This window comes from Mycoplana azooxidifex (assembly GCF_014196765.1).
GTDB classification, from domain to species: Bacteria; Pseudomonadota; Alphaproteobacteria; order Rhizobiales; family Rhizobiaceae; genus Mycoplana; species Mycoplana azooxidifex.
In genome coordinates this window covers 262,180-276,743 of the sequence record NZ_JACIEE010000007.1, presented here as the reverse complement: position 1 = coordinate 276,743, position 14,564 = coordinate 262,180, and the positions used below count along the sequence as shown (strand labels likewise).

Genomic DNA, 14,564 nt, shown 5'->3' with positions numbered 1-14,564 from the left:
CATGGAGCATATCGACCATATCCTGATCGTCGATGACGACCGCGAAATCCGCGAACTGCTTTCCTCCTACCTGACGAAAAACGGGCTGCGGGCGAGCATTGCCGCCGATGGCCGGCAAATGCGTGCCTTTCTGGAGGCCAATACAGTCGATCTCATCGTGCTGGACGTGATGATGCCCGGCGATGACGGGCTCGTGCTGTGCCGGGAGCTGCGGGCGGGAAAGCACAAGGCGACGCCGATCCTGATGCTGACGGCGCGCAGCGACGAGATGGACCGCATCATCGGCCTCGAAATGGGGGCGGACGACTATCTGGCCAAGCCCTTTGCTGCGCGCGAGCTGCTCGCCCGCATCAAGGCGGTGCTGAGGCGCACGCGCATGCTGCCGCCCAATCTCCAGATCAGCGAGGCAGGCCAGTTGCTCACCTTCGGCGACTGGCGGCTGGATACCGTCGCCCGGCACCTGCTCGATCGGGAGGGCACGGCGATTGCGCTCAGCGGGGCCGAATACCGCCTGCTGCGCGTCTTCATCGACCATCCGCAACGGGTGCTGAACCGTGACCAGCTCCTGAACCTGACGCAGGGTCGCGATGCGGACCTCTTCGACCGCTCCATCGATCTTCTGGTCAGCCGACTGCGCCAGCGGCTCGGTGACGAGGCGCGCGAGCCCACCTACATCAAGACGGTGCGCAGCGAAGGCTACGTGTTCTCCGTGCCGGTCGAGATCTCGGAGCCGCGGCAGTGACGGTGGAAGGTATCGCCCGTTCGCTGCCCTGGCCGAGCACGTTGCGCGCCCGGATCTTCCTCATTCTCTTCTTCGGCCTCGCCATTGCCTACGGCCTTTCCTTCGCCGTGCTCTCCATGGAGCGCTACATCTCGGCCAAGGCGATGATGCTGGGCACCCTGGAAAACGACGTGGCCACCTCCATCGCCGTTCTCGACCGCCTGCCGGCGGTCGACCGCGCCGGCCTCGTCGATCGTCTCAGCCGAGGCAGCTACCGCTTCGTTCTCGGGGAAGGCCTGCCCGGTGTGCCCGACACGTCGAGCCGCAGCGCCGAGATCGCAGCCCGCATCGAGGAGGCTGTCGGCCACCGCTTTCCGTTGCGCGTCGAGGCCATTCCCGGCGACGTCGCCCGCCTGCAGGCGCATCTGACGCTCAGCGACGGCAGTCCGCTGACGATCGACATCACGCCGCGCGGCGTCATGCCGGTGGCGGACTGGCTGCCCTATGTCTTCGTCGTGCAGATGGTGCTGCTCATGCTCTGTGCATGGTATGCCGTCCGGCAGGCGGTCCGGCCGCTGGAGACCCTGGCCTCGGCCGCCGACGCGCTCGATCCCAACCAGCCGGGACCGCCGCTCGGCGAACAGGGCCCGAGCGAAGTTGCCCATGCGGCAGCCGCCTTCAATGCCATGCGCGAGCGCATCGCTCACTATCTGGAGGAGCGCGTGCAGATCCTTGCCGCGATCTCACACGACCTCCAGACGCCGATCACCCGCATGCGACTGCGCGCGGACATGGCCGACGACACGCCCGAGCGGGAAAAGCTCATGCGCGACCTCGCCGAGATCGAGCGGCTGGTGCAGGACGGCATCGCCTATGCCCGCAGCGCCCACGGCAATGGCGAGAAGCCCTCGCGCATCGATCTTTCCTCCTTCATCGACAGCATCGCCTATGATTACCAGGATACGGGCAAGGCGGTCGCGGTCGTGGGTACGGTCTCCGGCACGGTCGCGACCAAACCCCACGCCCTTCGCCGCGTCCTGACCAATTTCGTCGACAACGCCTTGAAGTTCGCCGGAAGCGCCGAGATCGGCGTCGAGCGAGGTAGAGACGGCGGCACGGTCATCACCGTCTTCGACGACGGGCCGGGCATACCGGAGGAGAGGCTCGAGGCGGCCATGCAGCCGTTTTTCCGTCTTGAGCAATCGCGCAACCGCGAGACGGGCGGGGCAGGCCTCGGCCTTGCCATCGCCCAGCAGCTTGCGGCGTCGCTCGGTGGCACGGTCCGGCTCTACAACCGCCCCGGCGGGGGGCTCGCCGCCGAGGTAGCGCTGCCCTGACCAGCGGCCCGTCCTGCCCGGACATTTGTATGAAACGGTAGCCTGGCGTGCAGCCGCTACGCTCTGGTACACTTCCGTTCCTTTCCGGAAACATGTCGGATACGTCGATCCGTCAGAACACGCCCATCAACAACGCCGCCGCATGCGGCAGAACGAAGGAGTGTCTCATGACGAAGCTCGAAAAAGTCCTCTATACCGCCAAGACCCACACCACCGGCGGGCGCGACGGCGCGGCGCGCAGCGACGATGCGCAGCTCGATATCCGCCTTTCGCCGCCGGGCAGCGGCAAGCCCGGCACCAATCCCGAGCAGCTCTTTGCCGCCGGCTGGTCCGCCTGCTTCATCGGCGCCCTCGGCATTGCGGCGGCCGAGCGCAAGATCCGCCTGCCCGCCGAGACCGCCGTCGATGCGGAAGTGGACCTCGGCAAGACCGGGGACGCCTATGGCCTGCAGGCGCGCCTGAACGTCAGCCTGCCGGGTCTCGACCCGGAAATTGCCCGCGCACTGGTCGATCAGGCCCACCAGACCTGCCCCTATTCGAGGGCCACGCGCGGCAATATCGACGTCGTGCTGACAGTCGTCTGAGTAAATAAGACGGAGGTCTCGATGAAACGCATCCTCGTCTGCTTGCTGGCAGCCGGCGTCTTCGCAGCGCCTTGCGCCTATGACGTCTTCTCGCCGGAACCGTCGCCACTGGCCGGTCTGCTCGCGGCCGCAACCGCGGCTGGACCGCAGGCCTGACAGGCAAAAGGGCGACCGAATGAAGCGGTCGCCCTCTTGCTGGCATTCACGCCTTTCCAGGCAAAGGCAGCCTGTTCAGAGAATATAGCCCCCGTCCATGGTCAGGCTTGCGCCCGTCATGTAGCCTGCCTCCGCGCTTGCAAGGTATGAGGCGAGCGAGGCGATTTCTTTCGGCTGCCCGACCCGCTTCAAGGGGATGACGTCCTTCAGGGCGGTGATCATGTCGGCTGTCATGTCGGTTTCCGTCGGTCCGGGCTGAATGTTGTTGACCGTGATCCGCCGGGGCGCCAGGTCGAGGGCGATGCCCCTGGTCATCGCCGCAACCGCCGCCTTGGTCATGGCATAGACGGTGCCGGCGGGGGATCCGGTCCTTGATGCGGTGTTGCTGCCGATCGTGATGATCCGGCCGCCATCGCGCATCTGTCGGGCGGCCGCCTGGATTGCCAGATAGACGCCGCGCACATTCACGTTGAGCGACAGGTCGAGGTCCTCGATCGTGAAATCGGCGAGCGCCGCCATCTTCAGGACGCCGGCATTAACGACGGCGACGTCCAGGGAACCGAATTCCGCGACCGTACGGTCCACGGCCGCACGGATCTCTTCCGGTTCGGCGCTATCGGCCCTGATCGCCAACGCCCGACCGCCCATGGCCTCGATTGTTGACACCACCTCCGCGGCTCTTTCCGGCCGTGAGACATAGGTCAGCGCCACCTGAAATCCGTCTGCCGCAAGGCGTTGCGCAATCGCACCGCCGATGCCGCGCGAACCACCGAAAACCAGTGCTGTCCGGGATTGATCTCTGTTTTCCATCTTTCTCTCCATCAGAGAATGAGCAGGAGTTTGCCGGTCGTGCGGCAGCTTTCCATGTCGGCATGGGCACTCGCGGCTTCGGCGAGCGGAAAGGTCGCGAAGGTGATCACCCGGTCAGCGCCTTCGACGCCGAGGATCTTCGGGTTCGGCATGTCGACTGCTTTCATGTTTGTTTCCTTTTTGACTGTTCAGTCCAGAAATGGACAAAAAAAATGAACGTTCACGTCATCGCGCGCAGCGTCATCTCGCTGAGCGATTGAAGATGCGCGCGATCGGCGCCGCCGCGGGCAGCAATGCGGATAGCGGCGACGCTCGCGAAGAGAAAGTCCGCCACCGCCACGGCAGACAGGGCCCGGTCGATCTCCCCGACGGCCTGCGCCTCGATGATCCGTTCCGTGGCGGCCCGCTTCAACCGACGGTCGGCGGCTTGGTGCAGCGCCGACAGGTCCGGGCGGCTCTGGCCGAATTCACAGATGGACCCGATGCCGAGGCAGCTCTGCCCCGCAGTCTGGACGACACGTGCCAGCATGGCGCGGATGCCGTCGAGCGCGCTGGCCCCGCTGCGCAGCGCCGCGATATGCGCCTCTGTTTCGCCGGCGGCGTAGCGCTCGACCGCAGCGCGGTAGAGTTGCCACTTGTCCCCGAAGGTATCGTAGAGACTTTGCCGGCCAATCCGCATGGCATCGACAAGCATGCCTGTCGAGGTGCCTTCGAAGCCGTGTTCGCGGAAAGCGCCGATCGCGGCGTCCACGGCTGCTTCCTTGTCGAATTCCTTTGCCCTTGCCATGAGCGTGACATAGGAACTCTGGAACGATCTGTCAAGAAAAAGATGGACCTACAACGGCTGTCCGCCCATGGCGGCCTCGAGCGCGGCGGCGTGGAGGTCAGCGTGGAGGTGGACGGGCCATTGATCGTCGGCGATCAGGACATGATGGGCGACGTCGGCACAGCCGCCGGGATAGATCAGGCCGTGTCGCGCGGCTTCAACCCCTCGGCGATCATGGAAAAACAGTGCCGGAGATAGGCGGGGCGGTCGTCACCGCCCGGCCATTGCGGGGCGTCCGTGGACTTCAGCGACGTGGCGCCGAAAACGACGTCCATTAGCATCCTGGCAGCAGTGCCGGCATCGGGCACGGCGAGGCGGCTCAACCTTTGCTGGTGCTCCAGCCACTCGGCCAGCAGCCTCTGCGCATGCTGGGGGCCCTGTTCGTGAAGCAGCGTCTCCAGTTCCGGAAACTGGCGCGATTCGACCAGAAGCATCGTCATCAATGCCTCGCGCTGCCTTCTGGCCTCGTCATCGAGATCGATCTGGAAGATCCGGCCCAGGGCCACGTCCAGCGGAAGATCGTCATAGGCGCCCGGCAGGGCCAGCATGCTTTGCCGATGAAGGGCAACGACGGCGGAAAAGAGGCCCGTCTTGCTGGGAAAGAACCGGTAGATCGTGCTGAGCGACATGTGGGCGACGGCAGCCACGTCCCCCATCGTCGTCCGGCCGTATCCGCGTTCCAGAAAGCAGGTCCATGCAGCCCTGGTCACGGCCTCCCTGTGGGTGGCGTCCGAGGCGACCTTCGGCCGGCCACGCCGACCGCGTGCGGGTTTCTGTCCCGGCTCTGCGCTCATTCTCACCTTCCGCGAATTGACATCCGATCAGCCTCACAATAATCGTAATCAGCATTACTGTAAACATCGCCGGGCCGACCGTCTGCCATGACCGGGGACGTCGGCGCGAGCGGAACCGATACGAAACGAGGCGATCTGCGGCATGAGACTGGCGACCAAACTGGGCTTTCTTGGCGTATTTTCCTTCCTGGCGGCCTGCAGCCCCCAGGAAGGCCGCGAAGGGCCGCCCCCCACGAAGGCAGAGGTCGGCTTCGTCACGCTGAAGCCGCAATCCGTGCCGCGGACCATCGGTCTGCGCGGGCGTGTCGTGGCTTACGCCACCGCCGAAGTCCGCCCGCAGGTGAACGGCATCATCCGCAAGATCGCCTTTGCCGAGGGCCGCGAGGTCAAGGCGGGCGACGTTCTCTACGAGATCGACGACGCGAAGTTCAAGGCGTCTTTCGAGGCAGCCCAGGCGGTCTTGAAGAAGGCTGAAGCGGTAACGGCGGGGGCGCAGACCACCTACGATCGCAATCGGACCCTGCTTCAGACGCGCGCGGTCAGCACTCAGACGCTCGATGATTCCCAAACCTCCCTGCTGCAGGCCCAGGCGGACCAGGAGGCCGCCAAGGCCGATCTGGAGACCGCACGCATCAATCTGGACTACGCCACGATCCGTGCGCCGATCGGCGGTGTCATCGGCGTCTCCAATGTCAGCGTCGGGGCGCTGGTGACCGAGAACCAGACGGACGCGCTTGCGACCATCCGCCAGGTCGATCCCATCCATGTCGACCTGGTGGATTCCAGCGCCAACTTCCTGCGGATCCGCGAAGAGGTGAGATCGGGGCGGCTGGGCCGGAAGCCGGGGACGCCGATCCCCGTGACGCTGACGCTGGAGAACGGTACGACCTACGATACTCAGGGTGAGATTTCGCTGATCGACATGGTCGTCGGCCAGTCGACCGGTACGTTTACCGTGCGAGCGACGTTCCCCAATGCCGAGCGGATGCTGATACCGGGCATGTTCGTCTCCGCGACCGTCGATCTCGGGACGATGACGAACGCGTTCCTCGTTCCCCAGCGGGCAGTGACGCGCGGCGATGACGGCAAGGCGACCGCATATCTCGTATCGGCGGAAGGGCGTGCGCAGCAGCACGTCATCATCACCAGCGGCACCGTCGGAAACGACTGGGTCGTCACCGACGGCGTGAAGGAGGGCGACAGGCTGATCGTCGACGGCTTCCAGAAGATTTCGGATGGAAGCGAGGTCGAGCCGGTCGAAGCCAGCATCGACGACGACGGCGTGGTCCGCCAGGACCTTGAGCCGAAGGCGGCGGAAGCAGGCAAGGAGACGGCTCAATGAACGTCACTGCGCCGCGCAATGCGATCGCCAGCTTCTTCATCGCCCGTCCGGTCTTCGCCATCGTGCTGGCGATCGCGACGATGCTGGCAGGGGTGATGGGTATCTATTCCCTCTCCATCTCGCAGTATCCGGACATCGCACCGGTCACGGTGCGGGTCAGCGCGACCTATCAGGGCGCGACCGCCGAGGCGGTGGAGAATTCGGTGACGAAGAAGATCGAGAGCGTGATGACGGGACTCGATGGCCTCCTCTACATGGAGTCCACGTCCAGCACCGGCTCAGCGTCGATCTCGCTCACCTTCGCGAACGGCACCGATCCGGAACTCGCGCAGGTGGAGGTGCAGAACAAGCTGTCGCGAGTGGAATCGCAACTGCCTGAATCCGTCCAGGACCAGGGTGTTCGCGTCAGCCGCTCGCCCTCCGGCATCCTGATGATCGGTAACATCATTTCCCGGGACGGCCGCTACACCTCCGACCAGCTGTCCGACATCATGGCCAGCCAGATCGAAGAGCGCATCGAACGGCTGGACGGCGTCGGCTCCGTGCAGTCGTTCGGCTCGGGCTATGCCATGCGCATCTGGCTCGATCCGGCGCTGATGGAGAAGTACCAGATCGTGCCAAGCGACGTCACCGCGGCGATCGGCGCGCAGAACGTCCAGGTCGCCGCCGGTTCGATCGGAGCGACACCGGTCGTCAAGGGACAGCAACTGAAGGCCAGCATCATCGCGCGGACCCAGATGACCTCCGTCGACGAGTTCGAGCGGATCATCCTCAAGACGGCTTCCGACGGCGCGGTCGTGCGGCTCGCCGACGTCGCACGCGTGGAGATCGGGCTCGAGACCTATGGCCAGGGCTCGACCTTCAACGGCATGCCGGCGGCAGGCTTCGGTGTCCAGCTGGCCTCCGGTGCGAACGCCATTTCCACAGCCGACCTCGTCCATGCCGAGCTGGACAGCCTGGCGGGGTCGCTTCCGGAGGGCGTCGAGATCGCCTATTCCTACGAGACCACGCCCTTTGTCGAGCTCTCGATCGAGAAGGTGGTGCACACGCTGATCGAGGCCATCGTGCTCGTCTTCGTGGTGCTCCTGCTGTTCCTGCAGAACCTGCGCGCGACCATCATCCCGATGATCGCCGTTCCGGTCGTGCTGCTGGGGACTTTCGGCGTGCTGGCAGCGCTCGGCTACTCGATCAACATGCTGACGATGTTCGCCATGGTGCTCGCGATCGGCCTTTTGGTCGACGATGCGATCGTCGTAGTGGAGAACGTCGAGCGCATCATGCGCGAGGACAAGGTCTCGGCCCGCGAAGCGACGGAAAGGTCGATGGGCGAGATCACCGGGGCGCTGATCGGCATCGCCCTGGTGCTGACGGCCGTCTTCATCCCCATGGCCTTCTTCTCGGGCTCGGTCGGCGTCATCTACCGACAGTTCTCGGTCACGATCGCCAGCGCCATGCTGCTTTCGGTGCTCGTCGCCATCATCCTGACGCCGGCGCTGTGCGCCATGATCCTGAAGCCCACCCATGGCGGCCCGATCGCCCGCTGGCTCGGCTGGTTCGACAGGGGATTCGACCGTGCCACCAACCGCTATGCGGCGGCGGTCGGCTGGCTGGTCGGGCGTCCGCTGCGCATGTTCGCCGTGTTCGCCGTTCTCCTGGCCGCCGCCTACGGGCTCTATACCAAACTGCCCACCTCGTTTCTGCCGGAGGAGGACCAGGGCGTGCTGATGACGCAGATCACGCTGCCCTCCGGCGCCAACGCAGCCCGCACCCAGGCCGTGATCGACATGGTGCGCGACTATTATCTCAACGAGGAGAAGGATGCCGTTCAGAGCGTCTTCATGACGCTCGGCTTCGGCTTCGGCGCCAGTGGCGAGAATGCGGCGATGGGGTTCGTGCGACTGAAGGATTTCGACCAGCGCAGTGATGCCCGGCTTTCGGCTTCCGCGGTTCAGCAGCGTGCTTCGGCGCATTTCCGGAAGATCCGCGATGCTGAGGTCTTCGTCCTGGCGCCGCCGGCGATCCAGGGCCTCGGCCAGAGCAGCGGCTTCTCAATGTACCTGGAGGACACCGGCAACAAGGGGCGGGACGCGCTGATCGAGGCCAGCAACCGGCTGGCCGACAACGCGCAGTCGAACGCCGTCGTCTCCGACATCCGCGGCAACACCCGAACGCTGGAGGCGCAGCTCAAGATCGACATCGACCAGGAAAAGGCGAGCGCGCTCGGCATCAGCCTCAGCGACCTGAACAGCCTCATCACCACCGCCTTCTCCGGATCCAACGTCAATGACTTCGTCTACAAGGGCGAGATCAAGCCGGTGTATGTGCAGGCGGACGCGCCTTTCCGCATGCAGCCCGACGACATCAACCGATGGTCCGTGCGCAACGGCGACGGCGAGATGGTGCCCTTCACCGCCTTTGCCACGACCGAATGGGTGCAGGGTTCGCCTTCCCTTGCCCGGTTCAACGGCACCGCGGCGATCGCCATGAACGGATCCGCGGCACCGGGCTCGAGCTCCGGCGATGCGATGACGGAGGCCGAGCAACTCGTCGCCGGCCTGGACGGCGGCTATACGTCGTCGTGGTCCGGGTTGTCCTACCAGGAACGGTTGGCGGGCTCGCAGGAGGCACTGCTGTACGCGGTCTCGCTCGTCGTGGTCTTCCTTTGCCTTGCCGCCCTCTACGAGAGCTGGTCCATTCCCTTCTCCGTCATTCTTGCCGTCCCGGTCGGCGTCTTCGGGGCCTTGCTGTTTGCAGCGGCGTTCGACCAGTCGAACGACGTCTACTTCAAGGTGGGATTGCTGACGACCATCGGGCTGACGGCGAAGAACGCCATTCTCATCGTGGAATTCGCGAAAGACCTGATGGAGCGCGGCAAGACCGCGGTCGAGGCGGTGACGGAGGCGGCTCGCCTCCGGCTACGGCCCATCGTCATGACCTCGCTCGCCTTCATTCTCGGCGTGCTGCCGCTGGCGCGCGCCACCGGGGCGGGTTCGGCGGCCCAGAACGCGATCGGCATCGGCGTGATGGGCGGCATGATCTTCGCAACCATCCTCGGCATATTCTTCGTCCCGCTGCTGTTTGTGACCGTGCAACGGCTCACCGGCAAAAGGGCCTCGCGCGCGCTGTTGCCCGGCTGAACGGGTGTCGCAGGGGGAGGCTTCCACCTTCCGGCCGTTCCGGCTACAAGCCGCAGGACGATCGCGGGCGCCCGCGTCGCCCGTTGCGTGGAGGAAGCTTTGACGATGGCAGAACAGACAACCCCGCCCGACGCGTTCACCCTGATTGTCGGCAGCTACACCCACTCCCTGCCGCATGTGGCGGCGCGCGGGCAGGGGATCAGCGTTCTGCGTCTTTCAGCCGATACAGGACGCATCACGCCGGTATCGTGCTTCACGGAACTGCGCAATCCGACCTATCTGGCGCTGGCCGCCGGGCACCGCATGCTCTACGCGGTGGAGGAACTGCTGGAGACGGACGGGGCGTCGGCCGTGGCACTGAGCCTAGACCCGCGCACCGGTGACATGGAGGTTCTTGCCCGCGTGGGCGCTGCAGGCGATTGCCCGTGCCATGTTTCGCTCGATCGGGACGGCCGAAGGATCTTTGTCTCCAACTACGTGAGCGGCAACCTGCTCACCTGCGCGCTCGACGCGGCCGGCGTGCCGACCGGCGTTGCGACGAACCTGCAGCGCCGCGGCACCGGGCCCAACGAAAGCCGGCAGGAGGGGCCGCATGTCCACCAGGCGACGGTCACGCCGGACGGCAGCAAGGTTCTCGTCTGCGACGCGGGAACCGATGAAATCGCCCGGCATGCGATCGGGCGTACGCTGATCGATCCGCTGCCGGACCTCGTGGTGAAGACGAAGGGCAGCCACATGCCGCGGCACCTGGCGTTTTCGATCGATGCGACGAAGGTCTTCGTCGTCCACGAGCTCGGCTGCTCGGTGAGCTGTTATGCCTATTCGGACACGGAAATCCGGCTGCTCGACGAGGCTCCCACCCTGCCGGACGGCTTCGAAGGCCATTCCGCCTGCGCGGCGATCCGCGTCCACCCCGGCGGCCGCTTTGTCTATGCCTCCAACCGGGGTCACGACACAATCGCCGCCTTCGAGGCCGATCCCGTGGAAGGCTCGCTGAAGCGGCTCGGCTGGTACTCTACCCGGGGTGCGGCGCCGCGCGACTTCGCGATCGATCCGAGTGGCCACTATCTGGTCGCGGCCAACCAGGACGGCCATTGCCTGTCGGTGTTCTCGATCGATCAGGACGATGGCGCGCTGACGCCGGTAGGGGAAACGTACGAGACCGGCAGCCCCGTCTGTGTCCTGTTCGCCTGACTGCCCCGACACCGTCAGGCGTCGAACGCGCGGGCGATGTCACGGACGCACTCCGCCATGGCCTGGGTGATCTTCCGGGCCTCCGTCTCCTCGAAACGGTAGCGGGGCATGCTGACGCTGATGCAACCGAGCGGCCGGCCGTCGCGTCCGACGATGGCGCGGCCGTAGCAGCAGATGTCCTCTTCGTTCTCCTGGATATCCAGGGAAAAGCCGCGCTCGCGCGTGGCATCGAGCTGACGTTCCAGCGCCTTGCGGTCCGTCAGCGTGTGGCGGGTGCGGGCAGGAAGCGGCAGCCGGTCGAGAATGCCCCGCAACTCTTCGGGATCCAGCGTCGCGAGCCAGGCCTTGCCGACCGAGCTCGAGTGCAGCGGAACGCGCGTGCCGATGCGCGACATCATGCGCACCGTGCGATTGCTCTCGAGCTTGTCGATATAGACCATCTCGTCGCCGCTCGAGATCGCGAGATGGATGGTCTCGTCGAGCAGATAGCGAAGCCGCGCCAACGGGGCCCGCGCGGCCCTTCGGAAATCGGACCGTTCCCAGCCGCGTGCGGCGAGGCTCAGGAGCCGCGGGCCGGGCAGCAGCGTTCCCGATCCGCTGGATTCCGCCAGCATGCCTTCGGCCTTCAGGGCGGCGACGATCCGGTAGACGGTCGGCCGCGGCAGGTCGACCAGCGTTGCGAGCCTGGCCTTGGTCGGCGGATCGTCGCAGTCGCTGACGGCCTGGAGCACGCGCATGAACCGGGAAAAAGCCGCAGTGCCCGGAACCTCTTCCCGCAGCGGTGGGTCGTGTTGGTCCTTGCTCATCGGCAGTGCCGGTCTCCGTGGCTGGTTTCGTTCGTCTAGGCCACCAGGTAGCCCCCGTCGACCGGCATGACAATGCCGGTGACGAAGGCCGCCGCCGGACTGCACAGGAACGCCACGGCCCCTGCGACATCGTCCGGCGTGCCCCAGCGCTTCAGCGGCGTGCGGTCGAGGATCGGGGCGGCGCGCGCGGGGTCGTCCTGCAGGGCCTGGGTCAGCGGCGTGGCGATCCAGCCGGGGGCGACGGCGTTGACCCTGATGCCGTCGGGGGCATAGGCGATGGCGAGCGATTTCGTCAGCTGCGCCACACCGCCCTTGCTGGCGCTATAGGCGGGCACGAGGCCGCCGCCGAAGAAGGAGAGCATGGAAGCGGTATTGACGATGACACCGCGACTTTCGGCCAGCTTGCCGCGCGCGGCCGCGCAGACCCGCATCGTCCCGGTCAGGTTGACCGCGAGCACGGCCTCGAAGACGTCGAGCTTGTGCTCCTCCTGCCTTCGGATGACGCCGGCGCAATTGACGACGATGTCGAGGCGGGGAAGGCTGTCGACGAGCGCGTGCACGCCGTTCTCGTCGCAGACGTCGAGCTCGCGCATGTCCACCTTTGCGCCGGGTGACGGCCGGGCCTGGTCGGCGCCGAGCCCGGCCGCGACGACATCGGCGCCGAGGTCTGCGAGCGCGGCTGCGACGCCCGCACCGATGCCGGTCGTGGCGCCGGTCACCAGCGCCACCTTTCCGGTGAAGAGATCAGATTGAAATGTCATAGGGCGTGCCTGATGAATTGGGAAGGGGGCGTTGCAGGTTGATTTCGCTAGAATGGGCCGGGTGGTGTCCGGCCTGCCTCGTCAACGGATGAACCGGTCGACATAGTCCGCGCCGAGGCCCACGGCCTCGTAGTGCTTGCGGCACATGTCGATCTTGGTGAACACGTCCTCGTAGCCGCTGTTGTTGCCCCAGGGGTCCACGTAGTACATGCAGCCGTTGACCTGGAAGTAGGTGATCATTTCCTCCACCCCTTCGTCGACGACCAGCGTATGCGTCTCTCCCGGTGGCTCGAAGGCATAGGAGCCTTCTGTGGCGACCCAGTCGTGCTCCAGATAGCGCCAGCTTCCCTTCAGCACGAAGGCGTGCACGGGTCCCGGATGCCGGTGGCGGCTGAGCACGCCCGCGCGGCGAACGCGCAGGAGGTTCATCCAGTAGCCGGCGGAACGGTTGAGGCACAGCGGTCGGAACCAGACCTGATCCGACTGCGGGACCCAGATCCGCTCGTCGTCGGGGATCGCGTTGTTGACAACGAGGTCCGGAAGAATCTCCGCCGGCTGCGGCTTCTGATATGGCATCCGGCGCAGGGTTTCCGGATCGGTCTCGGCGGGGTCGCTGTTCGTCATCGTCTCCTCCAATCGTCCATAATATGGACAAGTGTCCATAAGGTGAACTTAACCATGACGAAACGGGCGTGTCAAATGGCCCGGCCGGCCTGCGGGGAGGGTCGGAGGAAAGACCGCTCCGCCGGTGATCGAACGGTTTCTCGTCATCCTGCTACGGCAGCATGTCCTTCAGCCGCCCGTGCCAGATCGCAACTTTCGCCCCGATCGGCCAGAAGGGGTGAAATGCAAAGGGCCTGATCGGCGTAACCGGGAGCGGACAGGCGTCGACTGGACCGCCGCGCAATACTTGCGCCAGGGCCGGGCCGAGCGACGTGCTCAACGCCACGCCGCGTCCGTTGTATCCGAGGCAGGCGAACAGGCCCTCCTGCGGCTGGTGCAGATGGGGAAGATGATCCTTGGTCATCGCGACCCGGCCGTTCCTGGCATGCGTCCATCGGGTGCCGGCCAACGCCGGCCAGAGCACCTCGGCATAGCGCGTCAGGTTGGGAAGAACGTCGGCCGAGCGGACCGGGCGCATGGGACCGCGTCCGCCGATGAGGAGCCGGTTGTCGGCATCCAGCCTGTAGTAGACGGTGATGTTGCCGGATTCGTAGAGGACCGAGCGGCTGGGCAGCAGGGCGGCCGCGAGCGCATCGGGGAGGGGATCGGTGGCGACGATCGCGCTGAAGACGGGAATGACCGAGCGGCGCAGCTTCGGCACGAGATCGTCCGAATAGCCGTTCGTGGCGATAAGGACGCGGCGTGCCTTGACCGTGCCCCGCGCCGTCTTCAGGACCCAGCCGCCGTTCTGCCTGTGCAGCGACGGGACCTTGCTGTCGCCGAAGATCCGCGCCCCTTTTTCCTGAGCCGCGGCGGCGAGGCCGCGAACGAACTTCAGCGGGTTCAGGTCACCCCCGCCGGGATCGAACATCGCACCCCGGTATCGCCCGGTTCCGGTCGCCGCAGCGATCGCATCGCCATCCATCCATTCGACCGGCATGCCGTATTGCTGCCAGCGCTCCACCGTCTTCTGCAGCGCGTCGGCGGCCTTGCGATGGGGGGCGGCTCTCAGGGTCCCGTTCTGGCGGACGTCGCAATCGATCCCGAGGCGCCGGATCAGTGATCTTGTGAATTCGGGACCGCCCCAGGCGAGGCGGACCAGTTGCCTGCCCCGCTCCGCCCCGAACATGGCTTCGATCGCATCCGGATCGAATTTCAGACCCGGATTGAGTTGCCCGCCATTGCGCCCGGAAGCACCCCAGCCGGGCTGGGCTGCCTCGAGCACAGCGACGCTTCCGCCTGCTTCCGCCACATGCAATGCCGCGGACAGCCCGGTCAGGCCGCCGCCAACGATGGCCGCCTCCACGTCGATGCCGCCATCCAGCGGCGGGTAGGCTGCGGAGGGTCCTGAAGACTGCCAGTACAGGGTGGTCGGGCTTGCGTCTTCGGATCGGTGCATCGTGGAATCAGCCTTGCATCTGCCGGGCGGGTGC

15 protein-coding genes are annotated in these 14,564 nt (G+C 65.8%); 7 read left to right on the top strand and 8 right to left on the bottom strand.

From position 1 onward, the window contains the following. Position 1 precedes the first annotated feature (1 nt). The 4 genes from GGQ64_RS17980 to GGQ64_RS28110 all read left to right on the top strand — a co-directional run bounded on the left by GGQ64_RS17980 (position 2) and on the right by GGQ64_RS28110 (position 2,798). Complete coding sequence (locus GGQ64_RS17980) at positions 2-742, top strand: response regulator (protein WP_183806688.1); 741 nt, start codon at positions 2-4, stop codon at positions 740-742. Continuing rightward, positions 739-2,058 carry an ATP-binding protein gene (locus GGQ64_RS17975; protein ID WP_343059511.1) on the top strand — a complete coding sequence of 440 codons (1,320 nt, stop codon included), beginning with the start codon at positions 739-741 and terminating at the stop codon, positions 2,056-2,058. The genes GGQ64_RS17980 and GGQ64_RS17975 overlap by 4 nt, the downstream gene beginning before the upstream one ends. 167 nt (positions 2,059-2,225) lie before the next feature. After that, positions 2,226-2,642 (top strand): organic hydroperoxide resistance protein, encoded by a 417-nt coding sequence (locus GGQ64_RS17970; RefSeq protein ID WP_183806687.1) that lies wholly within the window; start codon positions 2,226-2,228, stop codon positions 2,640-2,642. 21 nt (positions 2,643-2,663) lie between these two features. Continuing rightward, the gene (locus GGQ64_RS28110) at positions 2,664-2,798 is read left to right on the top strand and encodes a hypothetical protein (protein WP_281380557.1); all 135 of its coding nucleotides are present in this window, start codon (positions 2,664-2,666) and stop codon (positions 2,796-2,798) included. 75 nt (positions 2,799-2,873) lie between these two features. Here GGQ64_RS28110 and GGQ64_RS17965 read toward each other — a convergent pair whose 3' ends face one another. The 4 genes from GGQ64_RS17965 to GGQ64_RS17950 all read right to left on the bottom strand — a co-directional run bounded on the left by GGQ64_RS17965 (position 2,874) and on the right by GGQ64_RS17950 (position 5,228). Then, positions 2,874-3,608 (bottom strand): 3-oxoacyl-ACP reductase family protein, encoded by a 735-nt coding sequence (locus GGQ64_RS17965; protein WP_183806686.1) that lies wholly within the window; start codon positions 3,606-3,608, stop codon positions 2,874-2,876. Between the two features lie 11 nt (positions 3,609-3,619). Beyond that, the gene (locus GGQ64_RS27850) at positions 3,620-3,775 is read right to left on the bottom strand and encodes a zinc-binding dehydrogenase (RefSeq protein ID WP_246422746.1); all 156 of its coding nucleotides are present in this window, start codon (positions 3,773-3,775) and stop codon (positions 3,620-3,622) included. Between the two features lie 53 nt (positions 3,776-3,828). Continuing rightward, positions 3,829-4,395, bottom strand: coding sequence for a TetR/AcrR family transcriptional regulator (locus tag GGQ64_RS17955; RefSeq protein WP_183806685.1), 567 nt, complete (start codon positions 4,393-4,395; stop codon positions 3,829-3,831). 176 nt (positions 4,396-4,571) lie between these two features. After that, the gene (locus GGQ64_RS17950) at positions 4,572-5,228 is read right to left on the bottom strand and encodes a TetR/AcrR family transcriptional regulator (protein ID WP_183806684.1); all 657 of its coding nucleotides are present in this window, start codon (positions 5,226-5,228) and stop codon (positions 4,572-4,574) included. Positions 5,229-5,370: 142 nt separating this feature from the next. On the opposite strand from GGQ64_RS17950, the gene GGQ64_RS17945 reads away from it, so the two are divergent. The 3 genes from GGQ64_RS17945 to GGQ64_RS17935 all read left to right on the top strand — a co-directional run bounded on the left by GGQ64_RS17945 (position 5,371) and on the right by GGQ64_RS17935 (position 10,901). Further along, entirely contained in the window at positions 5,371-6,570 is a 1,200-nt protein-coding gene (locus GGQ64_RS17945) for an efflux RND transporter periplasmic adaptor subunit (RefSeq protein ID WP_183806683.1), read from the top strand. Between the two features lie 23 nt (positions 6,571-6,593). After that, complete coding sequence (locus GGQ64_RS17940; RefSeq protein WP_183806853.1) at positions 6,594-9,707, top strand: efflux RND transporter permease subunit; 3,114 nt, start codon at positions 6,594-6,596, stop codon at positions 9,705-9,707. A gap of 105 nt (positions 9,708-9,812) precedes the next feature. Further along, positions 9,813-10,901, top strand: a complete 1,089-nt coding sequence (locus GGQ64_RS17935; RefSeq protein ID WP_183806682.1) for a lactonase family protein — start codon at positions 9,813-9,815, stop codon at positions 10,899-10,901. A gap of 14 nt (positions 10,902-10,915) precedes the next feature. On the opposite strand, the gene GGQ64_RS17930 is transcribed toward GGQ64_RS17935, so the two are convergent. The 4 genes from GGQ64_RS17930 to GGQ64_RS17915 form a co-directional block, all read right to left on the bottom strand. Beyond that, positions 10,916-11,707 carry an IclR family transcriptional regulator gene (locus tag GGQ64_RS17930; RefSeq protein ID WP_183806681.1) on the bottom strand — a complete coding sequence of 264 codons (792 nt, stop codon included), beginning with the start codon at positions 11,705-11,707 and terminating at the stop codon, positions 10,916-10,918. Positions 11,708-11,742: 35 nt separating this feature from the next. After that, positions 11,743-12,468: an SDR family NAD(P)-dependent oxidoreductase gene (locus tag GGQ64_RS17925; RefSeq protein WP_183806680.1), complete on the bottom strand. Its 726-nt coding sequence runs from the start codon at positions 12,466-12,468 to the stop codon at positions 11,743-11,745. Positions 12,469-12,549: 81 nt separating this feature from the next. Continuing rightward, positions 12,550-13,092 carry a 2,4'-dihydroxyacetophenone dioxygenase family protein gene (locus tag GGQ64_RS17920; RefSeq protein WP_183806679.1) on the bottom strand — a complete coding sequence of 181 codons (543 nt, stop codon included), beginning with the start codon at positions 13,090-13,092 and terminating at the stop codon, positions 12,550-12,552. Positions 13,093-13,243: 151 nt separating this feature from the next. Beyond that, complete coding sequence (locus tag GGQ64_RS17915; protein WP_183806678.1) at positions 13,244-14,530, bottom strand: NAD(P)/FAD-dependent oxidoreductase; 1,287 nt, start codon at positions 14,528-14,530, stop codon at positions 13,244-13,246. Positions 14,531-14,564 lie beyond the last annotated feature (34 nt).

Bases quoted from the DNA above. Each gene is read 5' to 3' on its own strand.
- GGQ64_RS17980 (WP_183806688.1), top strand. From the start codon at position 2: ATGGAGCATATCGACCATATCCTGATCGTCGATGACGACCGCGAAATC.
- GGQ64_RS17970 (WP_183806687.1), top strand. From the start codon at position 2,226: ATGACGAAGCTCGAAAAAGTCCTCTATACCGCCAAGACCCACACCACC.
- GGQ64_RS28110 (WP_281380557.1), top strand. From the start codon at position 2,664: ATGAAACGCATCCTCGTCTGCTTGCTGGCAGCCGGCGTCTTCGCAGCG.
- GGQ64_RS17965 (WP_183806686.1), bottom strand. From the start codon at position 3,608: ATGGAAAACAGAGATCAATCCCGGACAGCACTGGTTTTCGGTGGTTCG.
- GGQ64_RS27850 (WP_246422746.1), bottom strand. From the start codon at position 3,775: ATGAAAGCAGTCGACATGCCGAACCCGAAGATCCTCGGCGTCGAAGGC.
- GGQ64_RS17955 (WP_183806685.1), bottom strand. From the start codon at position 4,395: ATGGCAAGGGCAAAGGAATTCGACAAGGAAGCAGCCGTGGACGCCGCG.
- GGQ64_RS17950 (WP_183806684.1), bottom strand. From the start codon at position 5,228: ATGAGCGCAGAGCCGGGACAGAAACCCGCACGCGGTCGGCGTGGCCGG.
- GGQ64_RS17945 (WP_183806683.1), top strand. From the start codon at position 5,371: ATGAGACTGGCGACCAAACTGGGCTTTCTTGGCGTATTTTCCTTCCTG.
- GGQ64_RS17935 (WP_183806682.1), top strand. From the start codon at position 9,813: ATGGCAGAACAGACAACCCCGCCCGACGCGTTCACCCTGATTGTCGGC.
- GGQ64_RS17930 (WP_183806681.1), bottom strand. From the start codon at position 11,707: ATGAGCAAGGACCAACACGACCCACCGCTGCGGGAAGAGGTTCCGGGC.
- GGQ64_RS17925 (WP_183806680.1), bottom strand. From the start codon at position 12,468: ATGACATTTCAATCTGATCTCTTCACCGGAAAGGTGGCGCTGGTGACC.
- GGQ64_RS17920 (WP_183806679.1), bottom strand. From the start codon at position 13,092: ATGACGAACAGCGACCCCGCCGAGACCGATCCGGAAACCCTGCGCCGG.
- GGQ64_RS17915 (WP_183806678.1), bottom strand. From the start codon at position 14,530: ATGCACCGATCCGAAGACGCAAGCCCGACCACCCTGTACTGGCAGTCT.